Source organism: Gluconobacter cerinus (assembly GCF_002723935.1).
GTDB classification, from domain to species: domain Bacteria; phylum Pseudomonadota; class Alphaproteobacteria; order Acetobacterales; family Acetobacteraceae; genus Gluconobacter; species Gluconobacter cerinus.
In genome coordinates, this window is sequence record NZ_BEWM01000002.1 from 135,724 (window position 1) to 152,513 (window position 16,790).

At 56.6% G+C, this 16,790-nt stretch carries 16 protein-coding genes and 1 tRNA gene; 6 read left to right on the forward strand and 11 right to left on the reverse strand.

Annotated features, from left to right (window positions below):
* Window positions 1–81: 81 nt before the first annotated feature.
* Window positions 82–828 carry a sulfotransferase family 2 domain-containing protein gene (locus GCE01_RS04610; RefSeq protein ID WP_145995773.1) on the reverse strand — a complete coding sequence of 249 codons (747 nt, stop codon included), beginning with the start codon at window positions 826–828 and terminating at the stop codon, window positions 82–84.
* 110 nt (window positions 829–938) lie between these two features.
* Entirely contained in the window at window positions 939–1,934 is a 996-nt protein-coding gene (locus tag GCE01_RS04615) for a bile acid:sodium symporter family protein (protein ID WP_086633289.1), read from the reverse strand.
* Window positions 1,935–2,045: 111 nt separating this feature from the next.
* Here GCE01_RS04615 and GCE01_RS04620 point away from each other — a divergent pair, with 111 nt between their 5' ends.
* The gene (locus GCE01_RS04620) at window positions 2,046–3,980 is read left to right on the forward strand and encodes a glycoside hydrolase family 32 protein (protein WP_099211328.1); all 1,935 of its coding nucleotides are present in this window, start codon (window positions 2,046–2,048) and stop codon (window positions 3,978–3,980) included.
* 57 nt (window positions 3,981–4,037) lie between these two features.
* Window positions 4,038–4,508, forward strand: coding sequence for an MgtC/SapB family protein (locus tag GCE01_RS04625; RefSeq protein ID WP_046900439.1), 471 nt, complete (start codon window positions 4,038–4,040; stop codon window positions 4,506–4,508).
* 89 nt (window positions 4,509–4,597) lie between these two features.
* On the opposite strand, the gene GCE01_RS04630 is transcribed toward GCE01_RS04625, so the two are convergent.
* The 5 genes from GCE01_RS04630 to infA all read right to left on the reverse strand — a co-directional run bounded on the left by GCE01_RS04630 (window position 4,598) and on the right by infA (window position 6,827).
* Window positions 4,598–4,673: transfer RNA gene (locus tag GCE01_RS04630), tRNA-Phe, on the reverse strand.
* 61 nt (window positions 4,674–4,734) lie between these two features.
* On the reverse strand, window positions 4,735–4,911 hold the full coding sequence (locus tag GCE01_RS04635) for a DNA gyrase inhibitor YacG (RefSeq protein ID WP_099211330.1): 177 nt from the start codon (window positions 4,909–4,911) through the stop codon (window positions 4,735–4,737).
* Entirely contained in the window at window positions 4,908–5,951 is a 1,044-nt protein-coding gene (locus GCE01_RS04640; RefSeq protein WP_099211332.1) for a ribonuclease E/G, read from the reverse strand. The genes GCE01_RS04635 and GCE01_RS04640 overlap by 4 nt, the downstream gene beginning before the upstream one ends.
* A complete protein-coding gene (locus tag GCE01_RS04645; RefSeq protein ID WP_086633285.1) occupies window positions 5,948–6,595 on the reverse strand; it encodes a Maf family protein in 648 nt (215 codons plus the stop codon). The genes GCE01_RS04640 and GCE01_RS04645 overlap by 4 nt, the downstream gene beginning before the upstream one ends.
* A 13-nt stretch (window positions 6,596–6,608) precedes the next feature.
* Window positions 6,609–6,827, reverse strand: a complete 219-nt coding sequence (gene infA, locus GCE01_RS04650) for a translation initiation factor IF-1 (RefSeq protein ID WP_007282896.1) — start codon at window positions 6,825–6,827, stop codon at window positions 6,609–6,611.
* 261 nt (window positions 6,828–7,088) lie between these two features.
* Between infA and GCE01_RS04655 the strand changes: the two genes are divergently transcribed.
* Complete coding sequence (locus tag GCE01_RS04655) at window positions 7,089–8,678, forward strand: DUF6311 domain-containing protein (protein ID WP_145995774.1); 1,590 nt, start codon at window positions 7,089–7,091, stop codon at window positions 8,676–8,678.
* 14 nt (window positions 8,679–8,692) lie between these two features.
* Here the strand turns inward: GCE01_RS04655 and hisD are convergent, their stop codons facing one another.
* Both hisD and hisG read right to left on the reverse strand, forming a co-directional pair.
* A complete protein-coding gene (gene hisD, locus GCE01_RS04660; protein WP_099211336.1) occupies window positions 8,693–9,991 on the reverse strand; it encodes a histidinol dehydrogenase in 1,299 nt (432 codons plus the stop codon).
* A complete protein-coding gene (gene hisG / locus GCE01_RS04665; protein ID WP_235271746.1) occupies window positions 9,988–10,692 on the reverse strand; it encodes an ATP phosphoribosyltransferase in 705 nt (234 codons plus the stop codon). The genes hisD and hisG overlap by 4 nt, the downstream gene beginning before the upstream one ends.
* Before the next feature lie 118 nt (window positions 10,693–10,810).
* Between hisG and GCE01_RS04670 the strand changes: the two genes are divergently transcribed.
* On the forward strand, window positions 10,811–11,251 hold the full coding sequence (locus GCE01_RS04670; RefSeq protein ID WP_099211338.1) for a GntR family transcriptional regulator: 441 nt from the start codon (window positions 10,811–10,813) through the stop codon (window positions 11,249–11,251).
* 2 nt (window positions 11,252–11,253) lie between these two features.
* Entirely contained in the window at window positions 11,254–12,177 is a 924-nt protein-coding gene (locus GCE01_RS04675; protein ID WP_099211340.1) for a slipin family protein, read from the forward strand.
* A 1-nt stretch (window position 12,178) separates the two neighbouring features.
* On the opposite strand, the gene GCE01_RS04680 is transcribed toward GCE01_RS04675, so the two are convergent.
* Window positions 12,179–13,081, reverse strand: coding sequence for a LysR family transcriptional regulator (locus GCE01_RS04680; RefSeq protein WP_099211946.1), 903 nt, complete (start codon window positions 13,079–13,081; stop codon window positions 12,179–12,181).
* Between the two features lie 131 nt (window positions 13,082–13,212).
* Here GCE01_RS04680 and GCE01_RS04685 point away from each other — a divergent pair, with 131 nt between their 5' ends.
* The gene (locus GCE01_RS04685; protein WP_099211342.1) at window positions 13,213–13,986 is read left to right on the forward strand and encodes an SDR family oxidoreductase; all 774 of its coding nucleotides are present in this window, start codon (window positions 13,213–13,215) and stop codon (window positions 13,984–13,986) included.
* Between the two features lie 47 nt (window positions 13,987–14,033).
* Here GCE01_RS04685 and GCE01_RS04690 read toward each other — a convergent pair whose 3' ends face one another.
* Window positions 14,034–16,652, reverse strand: a complete 2,619-nt coding sequence (locus GCE01_RS04690) for a TonB-dependent receptor plug domain-containing protein (protein ID WP_099211948.1) — start codon at window positions 16,650–16,652, stop codon at window positions 14,034–14,036.
* Between the last annotated feature and the right edge of the window lie 138 nt (window positions 16,653–16,790).

The window sequence follows — 16,790 nt, forward strand, 5'->3', positions numbered from 1 at the left end:
GCTATTTATAGAGCGATAGCTGTATGCTTTGTGACAGTTTAGAGAAAAGGGTCCTATTTTTCCCTCTGTCTATTCTTGGCGTTACGGGCGCAGCGCTTCATCCTGCTGGTAGAGCTTGCGGATTCTGCGAGCTTGTAGTGCCGTAACTTCGATTGTGTGCGGGTTCTGATTCAGGTGTGGGATGACGTGGCCCCGCATAGCTGGAACGAGTTCGGGGAGTTGCGCAATTTGTTCCATAGGAAACAGGTTATCCACCTCAAGCTGTCCGTCCTTTCCGCAAATGTACCAGGCCTGCGGGCGGAAGACGTGGTCTACGTCATATGGGGATGACTGGCTTTCCACGTGTGTGATGGCATCGTCCAGCGTGTGGAATGAGCGGTAAAGTGCATTTACAGAAGGGTGGATCTTGACTGTCGAAGTACCGCCTTTTCTTGCGAAAGCCCATGCGGAAACAAATCGCTCTACCGGATCGCGCCAAATGGCAAAGCTCGGCAACTCCTTGGAAAGCTCCGGTGTGACGTGGCGATAGTATCGAAACGTCTGATGCATCATGGAACAGCCGTAAAGCTGGTTACAGATTGATGTTCCGCCATTTTTGGGAACATGAATAAACAGTGCACCAGCACTTCGAATACATTCCAGACGTTTCAAGCGCTTTTTGCCCAAGGGCAGGTGCAGATGCAGTTCAGCAGCTCGTTCGTGAATGTCATTGAATTGCTGAACGCGGAAAAGTCGGCAGAGAAGGGATTGTGGAATGCCGTCTGGTACAGGCCTGAGTACCGACGATTCAGGAATTTTTTCCTGAACCAGGGTCGAGTATGACGGCATATTCTGTAGCTCCGGTTTTCAAACTGGGGCCACACTGGTCTACGAACCCAAGGGGGTCAAAGACCACCTCGTGACAAAAAGAAACCTCTTTAACAGCTTTGTCATGAAGCTCAGGAATGGGGCTTCGAATGCGTTTCTAGGCCTATGCGTTTTCCATAATGACGGGCCAGAAGCGTGCAGGTGAAAAGCTGGATCTGGTGATAGATCATAAGGGGTAGAACAATGATGCCTACCGAGGCAGAGGGGAAGATAACGCTCGCCATCGGAACGCCAGAGGCCAGCGATTTTTTTGAACCACAGAACTGAAGCGCGATGCTGTTTTCCGTGGACTGGTTCATGCCCTTGCCCATGAAATGCGAGGCTACCAGCACCAGCGCAAGCATGAAGCTGTCCAGCAGCGCCACCTCAAGCAAATGAAGCGGTGAAACGCGGTGCCAGATGCCTTCGACAACGGCTGAACTGAACGCGGTGTAGACGACCACGACGATGGAGCCACGATCTGTGAACGAAATCAGGAATTTGTGGCGTTTGACAATCGGGCCAATCCATTTCTGAAGGATCTGCCCGAGAATGAACGGAAGAAGCAGTTCCTTGGCAACGTCCAGAACGCTCTCAAGGGGGGAATGACCTGCACCAACGTGACCAAGGACAATGCCTGTCAGAAGCGGGGTCAATGCAATGCCTGCAATATTCGACACAGTGGCTGCGCAGATGGCCGCAGGGACATTACCGCGTGCAATAGAAGTCAGGGCAATCGAGGACTGAACGGTTGAAGGCAGGCAGCACAGGAAAAGAATGCCAGCCCACAGATCTTCCCCGAACAGTGCATTTGGGAACAAATTGCGGAAGAGCAGATGCAGCCCGATGCCAAGAAGCGGGAAGAGAGCAAATGTGCAGAGCAGCACTGTTCCCTGAAGACGCCAGTCGCGCACGCTTTCGATAATGGCATGGCGCTCAAGTTTGGCCCCCTGGAAGAAGAACATCAGGGTGATGAGAACCGTGACGACCTGCTGCAAGATATGTTGCATTTCCCCGCGGCAGGGCAGGACGGAGGCCAGGACGATCGCGCAGATCAGGGCCATCAGGAAAGGGTCTAAGCGCTTCATGACGTCCTTATGTGCGTATTCGCAACGGACATGCAATGTCCTTCCTCTTTTTGAAGACGGGCGCTTTCCTGAAAGGCTTCCGGGTTAAGGATCCTCCTGTATGGTGGAGGTATGACAGATCGAAACGACAGGCCCGAACTCGGGCGCCGCACGGCTCTGGCCAGCATTCTAGCCGCAGGAGCTGCTGTTGGCAGTAGCCGGATTGCCAGAGCCGCCGAGGAAACGCCGATGTCTGCAATGACTCCTCATCACGATGAACCCAGCAATTCCCATCAGGAGCCGGGCAATCATCCGGGGATAGCAAGCCAGCCCGTTGTCAGAACGCAGAGTGACTATCTCTATCGCCCCACGGTTCATTTCTCGCCACAGACCGGCTTCATGAATGATCCCAATGGTCTGATTTTCGACGGGCAGACGTATCATCTCTATTACCAGTACGACCCTTTTGCACCCTATGCGGGTCAGGTGCACTGGGGGCATGCAACCAGTACGGACTTATACACGTGGCAAGATCAACCTATCGCGATTGATCAGACAGCCGCTGGCGAGGCGTATTCAGGGTGCGTGGTTCTGGACCGCAATAATGATTCTGGTCTTTTCCCTCCGAAGGCCCCCCCCCCTACGCAAGGGGACACTCCACCCGCTCCCAAGACGGCAACGCAGGCGGCAGTTGAGGCCTTGGCTCCCGGCTTGACCAAGGCCACGTCAGATGTGCCATTTTCGCCGGAAAACATGGATGTTCTTGGTCCGGGGACGAACGCTCCCTTCGGGCATGTCTTTGATCCACCGACAACAGCTGAACTTCCGCCAGCGGCTCCTTCGGTTCCTCCGTTACCATCCATGCCGGGTGGTCTGGTCGCTCTTTACACGCGCGCTACACCCCAGAAGCAGACGCAGTATCTGGCATGGAGTCCGGATGGCGGTAAGCGCTTTATCGACTACGAGCACAACCCTGTTCTGGATATCGGGCTGAACTCTTTCCGAGATCCGAAAGTGTTCTGGCACCAACCCAGTGGAAAGTGGGTCATGGTCGTCGTGAAGGCTCGGGCTCACAGGGTGGCCTTCTACGGATCAATTGATTTGAAGCACTGGATGCATCTCAGTGATTTCGGGCCAGCAGGTCTGTTCGGCGTGGATTATGAATGTCCCAATCTTATTGAATTGCAGGTTGAGGATGAGGGGAAGACGTCCCGTTGGGTTCTGTTCGTTTCAGTCAATCCCGGTGGACCTCAGGGCGGCAGTGTCACGCAGTATTTTGTAGGTGACTTCGACGGTGAGCGCTTTATCCCCGAAAATACGGTCATAGGTCTGACGGACTTCGCCAAAGACAGCTACGCCATGCAGGTTTATGAAAACATGCCGGGCAAAGAGGCCGTCTATTTCGCCTGGTTTGGGAACTGGCAGTATTGCGAAGAGGTTCCGAACAGAAGCTGGCGCGGTCTTATGACCCTTCCGCGAACCTTGTCGCTCAGGCGGGACGATATGAACTGGCTACGGTTGGTGCAGCGTCCTCGAGGACTGGAAACGCTGAGAGGCGAGCAGATTCCCTTTCGGGTTGAGCGTATTGCTGCTCAGAGCGGCGTTCAGGTCTCCATCCCCACAGGGCAGGCCATTGAACTTTCTCTGACGGTAACCGTGGATGAGCGCAGAAACCCGCAACCTGATGGCAACAAGGGACGAGCGGGTCGCTTCCTGATTGTCTTCTCCAACGGTCAGGGAGAGTCTCTCTCTATCGGGTTTGACGCATTTTCAGCTCAGCTCTGGCTGGATCGCGGAGATCTGCATGGCTTTTCGCAGCCATTTTTCACGGAGAGGTTCTCCACGCCACTGACGGCAAACAGCCGACGTTTCTCGTTGAAACTGGTTCTGGACGCGTGTGCGCTCGAAATCTTCATCAATGATGGCTTGTCGGTCGGGACAGCTCTGGTGTTTCCTGCAAGTCCCTTGGATACACTCAGTCTTCAGGCGACAAACGCTGGTGCAACCATCGAAAATCTCAGTCTGTATCCTCTGCGGAAAACCATGGATCGTCCGACCGCCGTATGATCGCAAACAGCCAAGGCTTCTGAACCGCGATACACGGCAGGCAGCGAAAGAGTAATAATGCATTTTACCCAGACCTTTGATGCGCACTCCTTTCTGGATACGTTCGGAAGCTATCTGGCTGCTTTTGTATTTGGGACGCTGATCGGGGCGGAACGTCAGTTCCGCCAACGGACCGCCGGATTGCGCACCAATGCGCTGGTCGCGATTGGTGCGTCTGCTTTCGTAGATCTTGCGGAGCGTATTGGCGGCGATGTCTCGGCCATTCGCGTGATTGCCTACGTGGTATCAGGTGTCGGATTTCTTGGCGCCGGCGTCATCATGAAAGATGGCCCTAATGTGCGGGGCCTGAACACTGCGGCAACACTCTGGTGCTCAGCCGCTATCGGTGCGTGCACAGGGTGTGACATGATTGCAGAGGCAGCTCTGCTGACCGTCTTTATTCTCGGTGCCAATACGGTGTTGAGAGTTTTGGTGAAATGGATTGATCGGCGCCTGCCACCCCAGATTGATGCGGTGGATCAGGAATGACGGCTCTGTTCATGAGCCTCGTCGCAGCTCAGGCGTGCTAGGCTTTAACGCTTAGCGCAAACAGATTATTTTTTATTTTCTGGAAAAAATGGTGCCCAAGACCGGGATCGAACCAGTGACACTGCGATTTTCAGTCGCATGCTCTACCAACTGAGCTACTTGGGCACCGGGCTTAAGGTGAGACACCCGCTGCGGAAACGGGGTTTAGCTGATGATTCGCTCGGGATCAACCCTCAGTATGAGGATATTCTTCAGAGTCTTCTTCATTATCTTGCCTGAAGGATGGAACGCGGTAGTTACCGTTGAACCAGCGCCCCAGATCAATGTCTGCACAGTGCTGTGAGCAGAAGGGCCGAAAAGCCGTTTCCGTTGGGCGATTGCAGATAGGGCAGGTGGCACTCATGAAAGGCTCCAGCTTGCGGGGGATACGTTTGGATCCATGACCAGCTCCAGAGGAGCGGCCCGGCGGGAAGTAAAGTCACTCAGGGCTTCCGGATCGTTCTCCAGAGCCCTGATGAGAGAAATGGATGCTGTCAGAGTGCGACCCTTGCGGTCTTCTCGTAAAATGGTGCGGAGCACTGACAGCGCCCTCCCATGTGGGGAGGACAAAAGTTCGTGCAAGGGAGGTCTGCGCCGCGGGCGAGTGATTTCCAGAAGACCGGAAGGCGTGGCTCCGAGCACTTGCGACTTCAAGGGATCATCCAACAGGGCATCGCGCAGGAAGCTGACGAGGGCAGGTCTCTTGCGGGTTTTAACGCCTGCGGGATCGACCAGCAGAGTGCCTGACAGATTGCGGAGGCGGATCTGTCGCGCCAGGGCCGGAAAACTTGCAACGTTTCCCTTGAAGTCAGGAGCGCTGGCGCTGTCCAGGTCTATGGCGATCAGGGCTGGGGTGGGAAAGATACTGGCCGTCAGTTGGCCAAGATCTGCAAATTCGGAGCCAAGTTCGTCAAAGTCACTTTCCAGCGTGTCGTCAAAAGCCTGCTGGCATCGCTGGAACCGGGGGCGCAGTCGGGCCGGAAGGCGCGCGGCAACACCTGGCGCATCCACGTAAAGAGGGGCGTCAGGATAGCGGTCTGCCAGCTCTTCCAGTGGTGAAGGGCCGCATGCCAGAAGCGTCGGTGCAACAGGCATATCCGGCACAGGCTCTGCCTTACGCAGGCGCAGGCCCTTGCCATTCTGTGCGGAGCGGCTGACGCGGACGGAGATCAGTTCTCCTTGAACCAGCGCATCCCGGCAGGACAGAAAGCCATTATCTCCGTTGTGGAGTGTGACAAAGGCCCCACCCAGTGCAGGAGCTACCGTTTGGATGCGCGCAATATGCCAGTCGTCAAACCCATCCGGAAGGCCGGGACGCCAAATGGCCGCATCCAGAAGGGTCTCATAGTCCGTAACCGCAATCCGCACATCGCCCGGAGAGCAGGCGGCGCGGATTTCGATCACGCGATCCACCCACCCTGACGACGGGGCTGCCCGCGCAGAAGCTGTGCAGTTTCGAACAACGGAAGACCCACAACAGCAGAATAGCTGCCGCCAATCTGCCGGATATGAGCTGCGGCAGCCCCTTGGATGGCGTAGCCGCCAGCCTTGCCCTGCCAGTCTCCGTTGGCGATCAGTGCGTCGATCTGGCTGTCAGTCAGCCGGTGGAACGTGACGGCCGTTTCCACAAGGCGCTCATTGGCCACACCGTCTGGCCAGGCAGAGGTGGGACGCAGAGCCACTGCGGTCAGCACTTTGTGGTTTCGGCCTGAAAGCAGCCGCAGACACGCGCGCGCAGTCTGTTCATCCTCCGCCTTGGGGAGAATGCGTCGTCCAACTGCAACGACAGTATCCGCACCGATCACCAGAGCTGCATCCTGACGCTGTGCGGCTGCATGGTCAGCTTTCGCTCGGGCAAGACGCTGGACCAGCGCGCGGGGAAGTTCACCGGGGCGCGGTTCCTCATCCACATCTGTGCCGATGACGTCATCAGGCACGATCCCAATCTGCTTCAGAAGAGCCAGACGTCGGGGAGAGGCAGACGCCAGAACGAGCGCCGGGCGATCTGTCATGCCGTTTTCAGGCACGGGAGACTGGGAAAGGGGCATACGCCGCAGTCTCTTACTTGAAGCGGAACGTGATCCGGCCCTTGGACAGGTCGTATGGGGTCATTTCAACGTTTACGCGGTCACCAGCGAGAACGCGGATACGGTTCTTGCGCATCTTGCCGCTCGTATGGGCGAGAATGGTGTGCTCGTTGTCGAGCGTGACACGGAACATGGCGTTGGGCAGCAGTTCCATGACGGTGCCGGTGAACTCGATAAGGTCTTCTTTGGACATGGGAATCCTTGCTTCAGGGACAGGGTAAAGGTCTGCGGATGGCAGTGGCCCCGATCGGAGCCTGAAAATCCAGTTCCGCTATGTGCGGACTGTCCGGCAAAAGGTCAAGCTTAACGCGGTTTTTCTGATGTTTTTGGCCGAAGACATACCGATTGTCCATGGCACCGGGTATGAAAATGGCAGAAATGGGCTGGTGCCTCGGTAATATGAAACAAAAGCGGGACGGCTTCTGACAGCTCTGCCCCGCAGGCGAGGACGTTCGTGGCGAAAAGGTATGAATGGGTGCGAGTGGTGCCTTCGATTGTCTGGGCTTTGGTCCTTGCCGTGCTCATGGGGCTGGGTGTGGGCGTGCACCTTGTCCCGCTGGACAGTCTAAGCCGTTTTCCAGTTTTCCAGGACGGAATCCAGGCCGTCGCTGGGCAGCGGTATTTCCTGGGCGATGCGTGGCAGTGGCCTTTGCTGGACACACACTCGCTTCTGGCCCCTCAGGGTGCCAGCGTAGCAATGACAGACAGTACACCGTTACTGTTGTTGCTGTTCAAACCGTTCGTGGCTCTGCTTCCTGCCGGATTTGTACCTTACAGGCTCTGGCTGGTGTTCTGTTTCCTTATGCAGCCGGTCTCTATGGTTCTGGCACTATCCGCTGCGGGTGAACGGCGTTTTACGGCGTTGATGTCCGGAGCAATCCTGGCTCTCTGCATGCCATTTTTTCTGGGACGTATCATTCATCTCAGTCTGATGGGGCAATTCCTTCTTTTGTTGGCATTTGCGTTTTATTTCTCCCTTGTGCGGGGGAAGAAGTGGGCTTTAGGGCTGACGCCGATCTTTCTTGTGATCTGCCTGCTCATTCATCCGATCCTGATGCTGTTGGCCTCTGGGACCATTGCGGCAGTAGCTCTGACGCTTCTGTGTCGGAGGGCTAAGGCGTGGCGTGAGGTAGCCTGTTCATGCGGGGCTGGAATTGCATTGGTCCTGATCGTCAGCGAGGTGCTGGGATATTTCCGGTATGCTCAAGGCGCTGGCGGGTATGGCCTGTTCTCCATGAACCTGCTGTCACCCTTCTGGCCCATGCATTCTGATCTGCTGGCGTTTATTCCTGCGCTGCATTACGGCATGGAGACCCAGTCTTTTGAGGGCTATTCCTATCTCGGTGCAGGGCTTCTTTTGCTTTTGCTCTGTGATGTGGTCTTTTGCAGGCGCGAACTTCTGAGCGTGATGTGGCGGCATGCCGGACTGTCGATTTTCCTTGGAATTATGGCGCTCTACGCTGTTTCCAACACGGGATATGCAGGGCCATACCAGCTTTGGCATATAGCCCTGTCGCCCCCTTTGGCAGACGTTTTTCGAGCGAGTGGACGATGCTTCTGGCCTGTAGGATATGGTCTGCTGATCGCGGCAATCCGTTTATCCCGCTTTATACCGAGAAGGGTGGGAGGCAGCCTGCTGATTATCTGTGCCTTGCTGCAATTCCTGGACACCCGTTCGTTACGCGCGCAGGCACATGACCTGTGGAAGGCCGATTTTCCTGTTACGGGCGTTACCAGGTCTTTGACAGGTTTGATTGGGGACGCGCAGCAGGTAGCGCTCTACCCGGTTGCAGGCTGTGGATTGGATCTCTACGGCCCGGATGCCGATCGGATTATGACTGTTTTTCGGCTCTCTGCCGAACAAAACCGGCCGATCAATACGTTCTACCTGTCCCGCCCGCCCAAAGATTTTGCATGTGGCAGAGAAAAGCCCCAAGCCGACCAGGCGGAGGGAACGCTCGAAATTTATGTGGGCGGATTGCAGCCTGCTGCCAATCGGCACTGTCAGGATTTAGACGGCCTTAAGATTTGCCCGCCCTCGTAAGGGCGGGCGAACACTTAGTTTTTGATCTGGCCCAGACGTAGCGAAAGACTCAGAGCATGAGCATCCAGCCCTTCCGCCTGTGCGAGAGCAACACCAGCGGGGCCGATCTTTTCAAGTCCGGCTTCATCCGCCTCGATGGTCGTTGTGCGTTTGATGAAGTCGAACACAGAAAGCCCTGATGCGAAACGGGCCGTGCGGCTTGTGGGCAGAACGTGGTTGGGGCCGCCAACGTAATCGCCTACCGCTTCCGGGCAGTAGCGGCCCATGAAAATGGCCCCCGCATGGCGGACTTTTGCACTGAAGGCACGCGGTTCGTCGAGCAGCACTTCAAGATGTTCAGGAGCAAGCTGGTTCACAATCCGGGCGGCTTCATCCAGATCCCGAACGATAATGACTGCACCATGGTCTTCCCAGCTTTTGGCCGCGATAGCGGTACGGGGAAGGGTTTCCAGTTCTGTCTGGACAGCCGCTGTTACTGCATCTGCAAACGCGGCATCCGAGGTGATGAGAATGGCCTGTGCCTGTTCATCATGTTCAGCCTGCGCCAGTAGATCGACTGCTGCCAGACGGGGATCATTATTCCCATCTGCCACAACGACAACTTCCGAAGGCCCGGCGATGCTGTCGATGCCAACATGACCAAAGACCTGGCGCTTGGCCTCCGCCACGAACGCATTGCCGGGGCCGACGATCCGGTCCACCGGAGCAATCAGTTCTGTTCCATACGCCATGGCGCCCACAGCCTGTGCGCCGCCGATCCGGTAAATTTCTTCCACGCCGCAGAGACGGGCCGCTGCCAGAACAAGTGGGTTCAGCACACCGTCAGGAGATGGAACACACATGGCCACGCGCTGCACTCCGGCGACGCGCGCGGGAAGGGCATTCATCAGAACCGAGGAGGGATAAGCGGCTTTTCCGCCGGGCACATAAAGACCCACGGCATCCAGAGCCGTCCAGCGCATGCCAAGCCGGATTCCTTCGTTGTCCGTGAAATCCAGATCCTTCGGCATCTGTGCAGCATGGAAGGCTTCAATGCGCCGGGCAGCGGTTTTGAGAGCATCCATCAGGTCTGACGGGACAAGATCTGCCTGCGTGGCAATTTCTTCCGCGCTGATGCGTAGGTTTTCAGCAGGCAGAGTCAGGCGGTCAAAGCGGGCTGTATAGTCACAGAGCGCCTCATCTCCACGCTGACGAACATCAGCCAGGATGGCCCGGACAGGCTCCGCAACGCTGCGTTCTTCGCTGCTGCGATCTGCCAGAAGGTTCGCAAGATCCTGTTCAAAACTGGCGCTCAGGGTGTCGAGACGTTTCATTTTGACGCTCCCTCAGTGTTGAGGGCTGCACGGAATCGCTCGATCAATGCGCCAATCTCTTCAGGGCGCGTCTTGAGCGCGACGCGATTGACGATCAGGCGGCTTGTGACGTGCGCAATGGTTTCGGTTTCCATAAGGCCGTTGGCGCGGAGAGTGGATCCCGTATCCACCAGATCTACAATCACGCTCGCCAGATCCAGGGTCGGCGCAAGCTCCATGGCACCATTCAGGTGCACGATTTCTGCATTCACGGCGCGGGACGCAAAGTGACGGCGTGCAATGGTCGGATACTTCGTGGCGACACGCAGGCGTGACTGAGAGGCTGCCGGATCTTCAGTGACGGTTTTGGGGCGCGCCACGGAAATTCGGCAGCCACCAATCCCGAGATCAAGCGGTGCGTAAATGTCCGGATAGTCGAATTCCATCAGGACATCTGCGCCACAGACACCGATATGCGCTCCACCATACGCTACGAAAGTTGCGACGTCGAAAGAACGGACGCGCACAACATCCAGATTTGGATAAGAGGTGCCAAATCGCAGCCGACGGCTGCTTTCCTGAAGGCAGTCCGCATCGGGTTCGATGCCTGTTCGTGTCAGAACGGGGGCTAACGCCTTGAGAATCCGCCCTTTTGGAAGGGCAAGGATCAGCGGAGAACCGCTTCGGTCAGAAGTGTCCGTTCCGGTCTGAGGCGCTGTCATGGGGCGTCTGTCCTTGCTGTCCGCAGCCAATGAAAAGAGAACAGCAGCGCATATCACGAAGCGGCGGTCTTCCAAAATTTCTTGACAGGGAGGGTGCATATCGGTGCATCTTGTATGCATGTCTGCAAACATAGAGACATTGCTGTTTCCGACCCCCCTTTCTGCTGCAAGTGGCCTGCCCCTGCGCGCACAGATGCGAGAGCGTATCCTGACAGCGATAGGGTCTGGTCTGCTCTCTCCGGGAGACCAGCTTCCCACGATGCGGGCGTTGTCAGTTCATCTTCGGGTTGATCTCAACACTGTGCAGCGCGCTTACGCGGAACTGGAACGGCTGGGTGCCATCGAGACATATCGGGCGCGAGGCAGTTTTGTGAGCCAGCATCCTCCATCGGCCGATATTGATCGAAAGAAGGGAGAGCTCATGGATCTCGCTGCGGCAACAATCGCCCGGAGTCATGCCTTGGGGCTCGATCCAGACGCGCTCCTCCGCGCCATGCAGCACCTTCTTGAAGCGTCTTCGCCCACAATCGCGCCAGAGACCGGCGCCGGAAAGGCATAGTCATGATTTCGTATCCAACACTTCCGTCGTCCGTGTCGCGGCGCAGCAATGGCCTTCCTGTCAATTCGGTGTCTATTGCACTGGCTCTCGGGTGTATTCTGGCCGGCGGAGGCTTACAGGCTCTGACCTTTAACCTCGCCTTCTCGATCATCGGCGTGGTGCTGGGCGTTCTCGTCCTTCTGTCCCTGAAGATGTGCAATTCCTGGCAGCGTGCTCTGGTCTTGCGCGCCGGTAAAATTCAGGGTTTGCGGGGACCTGGGCTGTTTCTCATCATCCCTTTCGTAGATCAGGTCACCGAAGTGGTTGATCAGCGGATCAGGACAGTTCCGGTGCATACGCGGCAAACCCTGACGCGTGATACGACGCCGGTGGATGTGGATGCTGTTGTTTTCTGGATGGTTCATGATCCACTCCGCGCCATCACGGAGCTGGATGACTACGAGGGGTCCGTGTCCATGGTGGCACTGACGACCCTGCGTGAGGTGGTCAGCAGCTCCGACCTTGCCGTGTTGCTGGAGGATCGTCGCAGAATTGATGACCAGCTTCGGGACCTGATTGAGGTCAAGACACGCGAATGGGGTGTCACGGTGCAGGCTGTTGAAATCCGTGATGTTCAGCTGCCAGATAATTTACAGGATGCGATGAGCCGTCAGGCGCAGGCAGAACGGGAACGCGCAGCGCGTGTTACGCTCGCCAGTGCCGAACGTGCTGTTGCTGTGGAACTGGCGGCTGCAGCCAAAACGTATGAAGCCTCACCGATTGCCCTGCAGATTCTTCAGATCAACCGCGTTTTTGAGATGAACAAAAACCGTGGAACGACCATCCTGATGCCGACCACCATGGCCGATGCGATGGGGAGTGCGACCGCCTTTGCTGCGGCCGTGCAGGCCGCAACACAAACGGATTCTGAAGCACCATCAGTCTGAATCACGTCAGAACGTGGCTTTTGATGAGAGGCTCCAGCCAGTCCACGAATGTTGTCACACGATCGCCAGCGGAGTGCCTGTGTGGATATAGAATGGTCATGGGCAGAGCCTCTGCGCACCATTCAGGCATAACGCTGACGAGCTCTCCAGCCTGGATGTGCTGCTGCACGTCGTAGGCCGGAATCTGGATCAGACCCAGCCCGGCCAGGCAGCAGGCAATGAGGGCTTCAGCGTTATCCACCGTCACACGACTGGGCGGCGAAGCGGTTTTGGTCTCTCCATCCTCCTGCCATTCCCAGTCTTCCGGTCGGCCAGTGACGGGGGATGCATATCGCACCACGTAATGATCGTTCAGGGCATCTGGGTGGGCAGGGCAGCCAAACTGGTCAAGGTAGGCCGCACTCGCGACGTTGATCAGATTGAGTTCTCCGATCCTGCGACTGATGAGACCGGAATCCTGCAACGGCCCTACACGCAGAACGCAATCCGCTCTGTCTTCCACCAGATTGATGGCTCTGTCCGTGACGCCAAGATCGACGGACAAACCAGGGTGACGGGATAAAAAATCGGGTAAAGCCGGGGCAACAATGAGACGCCCGATTCTGCCCGGCATGTTGACCCTTACAATACCACTGAGGCCGTCACGGTCTTTCCGGAACAGCGTTTCAATGTCCTCCACCTCTCCGATGACGCGCAGGCACCGCTTGTAAAAAGCCAGTCCGTCCTGAGTGGGAGAGACCGCGCGCGTGGTTCTGGCGAGCAAGCGTGTTCCTGCGCGCGTTTCCAGATCACGAATGGCTGTGGAGATGGTCGAACGTGGCATGTTCAGCATGTCAGCCGTGCGTGTGAAACTGGAGGTTTCAACGACTCTGGTGAAAATGCGGAAGAGGTCGATCCGGTCCAAAAAAATCTCCGTAGAGCAGGGCCCCGAGTTTGTTCGTGATTCCTGACAGGTGTCGTCAGGAATACAGCCTTTGTTGTGTTCCGTCAGACGGTAGCCTGCGCGTTCCATTTCAAAAAGGCGGAGACCGGATCATGCCAGATCACAGTATCAAAGGAAAAACGGTTCTTATTGCTGGGGGCGCCAAGAACCTTGGCGGCCTGATCGCTCGGGATCTTGCGGCTCATGGGGCTCGCGCCATCGCCATTCACTACAACAGTGCAGCGACAAAACCCGCTGCGGACGAAACGGTCGCGGCTCTCAAAGCTCAGGGCGTGGAGGTCGTCGCCTTTCAGCAGGACCTGAGAACCGCGGGTGGGAACACCAAGCTGTTTGCTGACACTGTGGCTGCGATTGGTCGGCCGGATATTGCGATCAATACGGTTGGCAAGGTGCTCAAGAAGCCGATGGCGGAGACGTCTGAGCAGGAGTTCGACGAGATGTTCGACGTGAACACGAAGTCGGCTTTTTTCTTCATCAAAGAATCCGGAGAACATCTCAACGACAACGGCAAGATTCTGACGCTCGTTACGTCACTTCTGGGAGCTTACACGCCATTCTACGCCACCTATGCAGGAAGCAAGGCGGCCGTCGAGCATTTCACACGGGCTGCTTCCAAAGAGTACGGCGCACGGGGCATTTCCGTGAATGCGATTGGTCCCGGGCCAATGGATACGCCCTTCTTCTATGGGCAGGAAGGTGCGGATGCCGTCGCATATCACAAGACGGCGGCTGCCCTGTCCGCTCTAAGCAAGACCGGCCTGACCGATATTGAGGATGTTGTCCCCTTTGTCCGGACGCTCGTGTCTGATGGCTGGTGGATGACGGGTCAGACCATTCTTGTGAATGGTGGATACACGACGAAGTAAGAAGAAAGGGCTGCCAGGGGTTTTCTCCCCGGCAGCCCTTCGCAGGCTCAGAATGTCGCGTTGATACGGCCGTAGTAGTAGCCGCCGTTGATCGGCACCTGTGCAGAGTTGGAGTCATAGACAGCGGCACCGTAGGAGCTCAGCTCTTCCGGAAGCTTGCGGGGACGAACGTTGAAGACGTTGTTACCGCCAACAGCCACATGCCAGTGCTCGTTGAAGCGATAGCCGACTTCAAGATCGGTCAGCCAGCGCGGAGTGTTCTTGAACTGGCCAAAGCAGGTGTTGGAGTAACGAAGGGCGGCCCCGCCGGCAGCAGCGCAGGTGGCAGAGGTTGGCGTCCAGTCCTGATAGGTCATCATGCTGGTGGTCTCGCCGTAACGCGTCTGTCGCACGTTGATGTCCCATTTCCCAACCGTGTAGTACGCGTTGAGGATGATCTTGCTCCGCGGGTAGCCCGTCGTGAGATACCCAATTGTCTGCGCATTGAGCAGCGGGTTGCCATTTGTATCGCTGGCAACATGATGCATGCGGGTACGGTTCAGATCCAGCGCCATGCTGAGAGCGAGATTACCGTAACGATGGAGGTGGAAAGTGTAGTCAGCCTTGATGTCCAGGCCCTGTGTCCGCGTACTGGCAACGTTGGCAAAGTAATAGGCTGAGACGTTGCTGATATCGAAGGAGTTGACTGGCAGCGCGTAACCCATGGCCTGAATGGCGTCGACAGCCGCCTGACCCTTCGTGGTTCCACCTTGCGAAATGCGGTTGCGCAGATTGATCTGATAGACGTCGGCCTCCACGTGGAAGCCCTTGACCGGTTCCACGACGACGCCGCCACTGGAGCTTACGGAATATTCGGGCTTGAGCGGGCTGGCACCCAGGATCTGTGCTGCTGCGGAGCTGACAGGCAGAAGGCCGCTGGCGCTGGTCGGGCTCACACTCATCGTGCTGTAGTGCTGCTCGGCGAGGGTCGGGGCACGGAAGCCTGTGCTGATCGTTCCGCGGAAGGCCAGCCATGGCGTTGCGTCGTAGCGTGTGGAGACCTTGCCGTTCTGGGCATTGCCAACATCTGTATAATGCTCGAAGCGGCCTGCGAAATCCAGATCCCAGTGCTTCAGCGGGTGGAAATCGCCGTCGATATATGCGGCCCAGATGTTTCGGCTCCAGGAGCCTGCATTCTGTGGTCGCAGGCCAGCATAACCCTGTGTGCCACCAACCTCGTAAGAAGCGGGTTCACCAGCGACGATGTCATACATTTCGAGGCGATGTTCACCCCCAAACGCAAGCACCATCGGGACGGTGTTGAAGATGTTGATTTTCCGGCGGAAATCCAGGTTGTTGGTCCACTGGGCATTACGGTAGTTCAGCGCACGCACAGTCGTGGGAGACCAGCCACACCCGGTGGAGGAATAATTGGCGACGTTGCCGTTGTTGCAGGTAGAGCCCAGCATACCGGTGTTGGCCGTGTTCTTGTTGCTGATCTTGTCCTGATCCGCACCGTAAACCGTGCTCAGATCCCAGTCGAAGCCATAGAAATCATGCCCTTTGAGGCCGAGTTCACCGGCGTAGTCGTCTTCATCAATGACTTCGAGAGGAGAGAAGCCGGAAGGATAAAGCGTCGGAGCAATGCTGGGAACGCGGTAGTTCTGAATGGCTTCGGCATGACGATGGGCGTAGGTCACCTGCCCATACAAATCGATTTTTTCAGTAATCGGCTTCCCGAAATCAATTCCTAGATTTTCGCGGGTTTCTTCGGGGGTGCTCATGATTTTGTTGGAGTTTTTCGGCACGTTTACAGCGTTGGCAACAACACCCGTGTAGTAGCCATTGGTGTTCGCGCCAGTGGGCCAGCTTCCAAGAAGGCGATGGTCATTCGCGCCAGCGACAAAGTGATCCGTGTGATAAACCTGTCCGCTGATGTGCATATAGCCATCATGTCCAAGTTTCAGGCCGCCATCAGCGTTGAGCTGGTACTGCCAGCCATCGCCATTATAGGCGTTTGCGCCGGTCTGGGCTGACATGTTCAGGCCGTGATTCTGCTTTTTGGTGATGATGTTCACCACACCGGCAATCGCATCCGAGCCATACATGGCTGCTGCGCCATCTTCCAGAACTTCGATGTGGTCGATCATGTTCGCCGGGATCATGTTCAGATCGACTGGCGTTGAACCGAACTGCGGCCCGGCGTTCTGAACAATGTTGGCCGTGACGTGGCGGCGCTTACCATCAATCAGGATCAGCACCTGGTTCGGGTTCAGGCCACGCATCCGGATTGAGGATGTGAGAGCAGCGGTATCGCTTCCCTTTGCAGAAACGTTGATCGAAGCATAGGTGCGGGTCAGGGCATCTGCCAGATTCATCTGGCCGGACCGTCGCAATGTTGCGGCCGACACGACTGTTACCGGGCTTGAGCTGTCACGAGCCCTTTTGTTACTGGCGTGTGTGCCTGTAACAATCATGCTCTCATTGCCACCTTCAGCAGCGCGATGCTGCACAGCCTGACGCTTTACGGTCGTGGGTGTGGTCGCTGCCTGCGCAGGCGTATGGTGATGTACTACCTTGTGATGAGTATCCGTTGCTGCCGTTGGAGTTGCGGCCAAAGCATGGGTTTCAACAGAGGACGCCAGGAGAGACGTGGTTGCGAGGAAAAAAAGACGCCTTGATGACATACCGTCGACTCCCAATAAGCTACGGCCTTCTGCAGCACCAATGCTGCTGTCATTATTCATAACGAACTCGTTACGTCTGGCTACGCAAATTCTGATACCGAAATGTTTTGTCATTCTGGAAAAGAAATGAAGGCTGCA

Bases quoted from the DNA above. Each gene is read 5' to 3' on its own strand.
- GCE01_RS04635 (WP_099211330.1), bottom strand. From the start codon at position 4,911: ATGAGTGCCACCTGCCCTATCTGCAATCGCCCAACGGAAACGGCTTTT.
- GCE01_RS04690 (WP_099211948.1), bottom strand. From the start codon at position 16,652: ATGTCATCAAGGCGTCTTTTTTTCCTCGCAACCACGTCTCTCCTGGCG.
- GCE01_RS04610 (WP_145995773.1), bottom strand. From the start codon at position 828: ATGCCGTCATACTCGACCCTGGTTCAGGAAAAAATTCCTGAATCGTCG.
- GCE01_RS04670 (WP_099211338.1), top strand. From the start codon at position 10,811: ATGTCTGCAAACATAGAGACATTGCTGTTTCCGACCCCCCTTTCTGCT.
- GCE01_RS04625 (WP_046900439.1), top strand. From the start codon at position 4,038: ATGCATTTTACCCAGACCTTTGATGCGCACTCCTTTCTGGATACGTTC.
- GCE01_RS04675 (WP_099211340.1), top strand. From the start codon at position 11,254: ATGATTTCGTATCCAACACTTCCGTCGTCCGTGTCGCGGCGCAGCAAT.
- GCE01_RS04615 (WP_086633289.1), bottom strand. From the start codon at position 1,934: ATGAAGCGCTTAGACCCTTTCCTGATGGCCCTGATCTGCGCGATCGTC.
- hisG (WP_235271746.1), bottom strand. From the start codon at position 10,692: ATGACAGCGCCTCAGACCGGAACGGACACTTCTGACCGAAGCGGTTCT.
- GCE01_RS04620 (WP_099211328.1), top strand. From the start codon at position 2,046: ATGACAGATCGAAACGACAGGCCCGAACTCGGGCGCCGCACGGCTCTG.
- hisD (WP_099211336.1), bottom strand. From the start codon at position 9,991: ATGAAACGTCTCGACACCCTGAGCGCCAGTTTTGAACAGGATCTTGCG.
- GCE01_RS04685 (WP_099211342.1), top strand. From the start codon at position 13,213: ATGCCAGATCACAGTATCAAAGGAAAAACGGTTCTTATTGCTGGGGGC.
- GCE01_RS04645 (WP_086633285.1), bottom strand. From the start codon at position 6,595: ATGCCCCTTTCCCAGTCTCCCGTGCCTGAAAACGGCATGACAGATCGC.
- infA (WP_007282896.1), bottom strand. From the start codon at position 6,827: ATGTCCAAAGAAGACCTTATCGAGTTCACCGGCACCGTCATGGAACTG.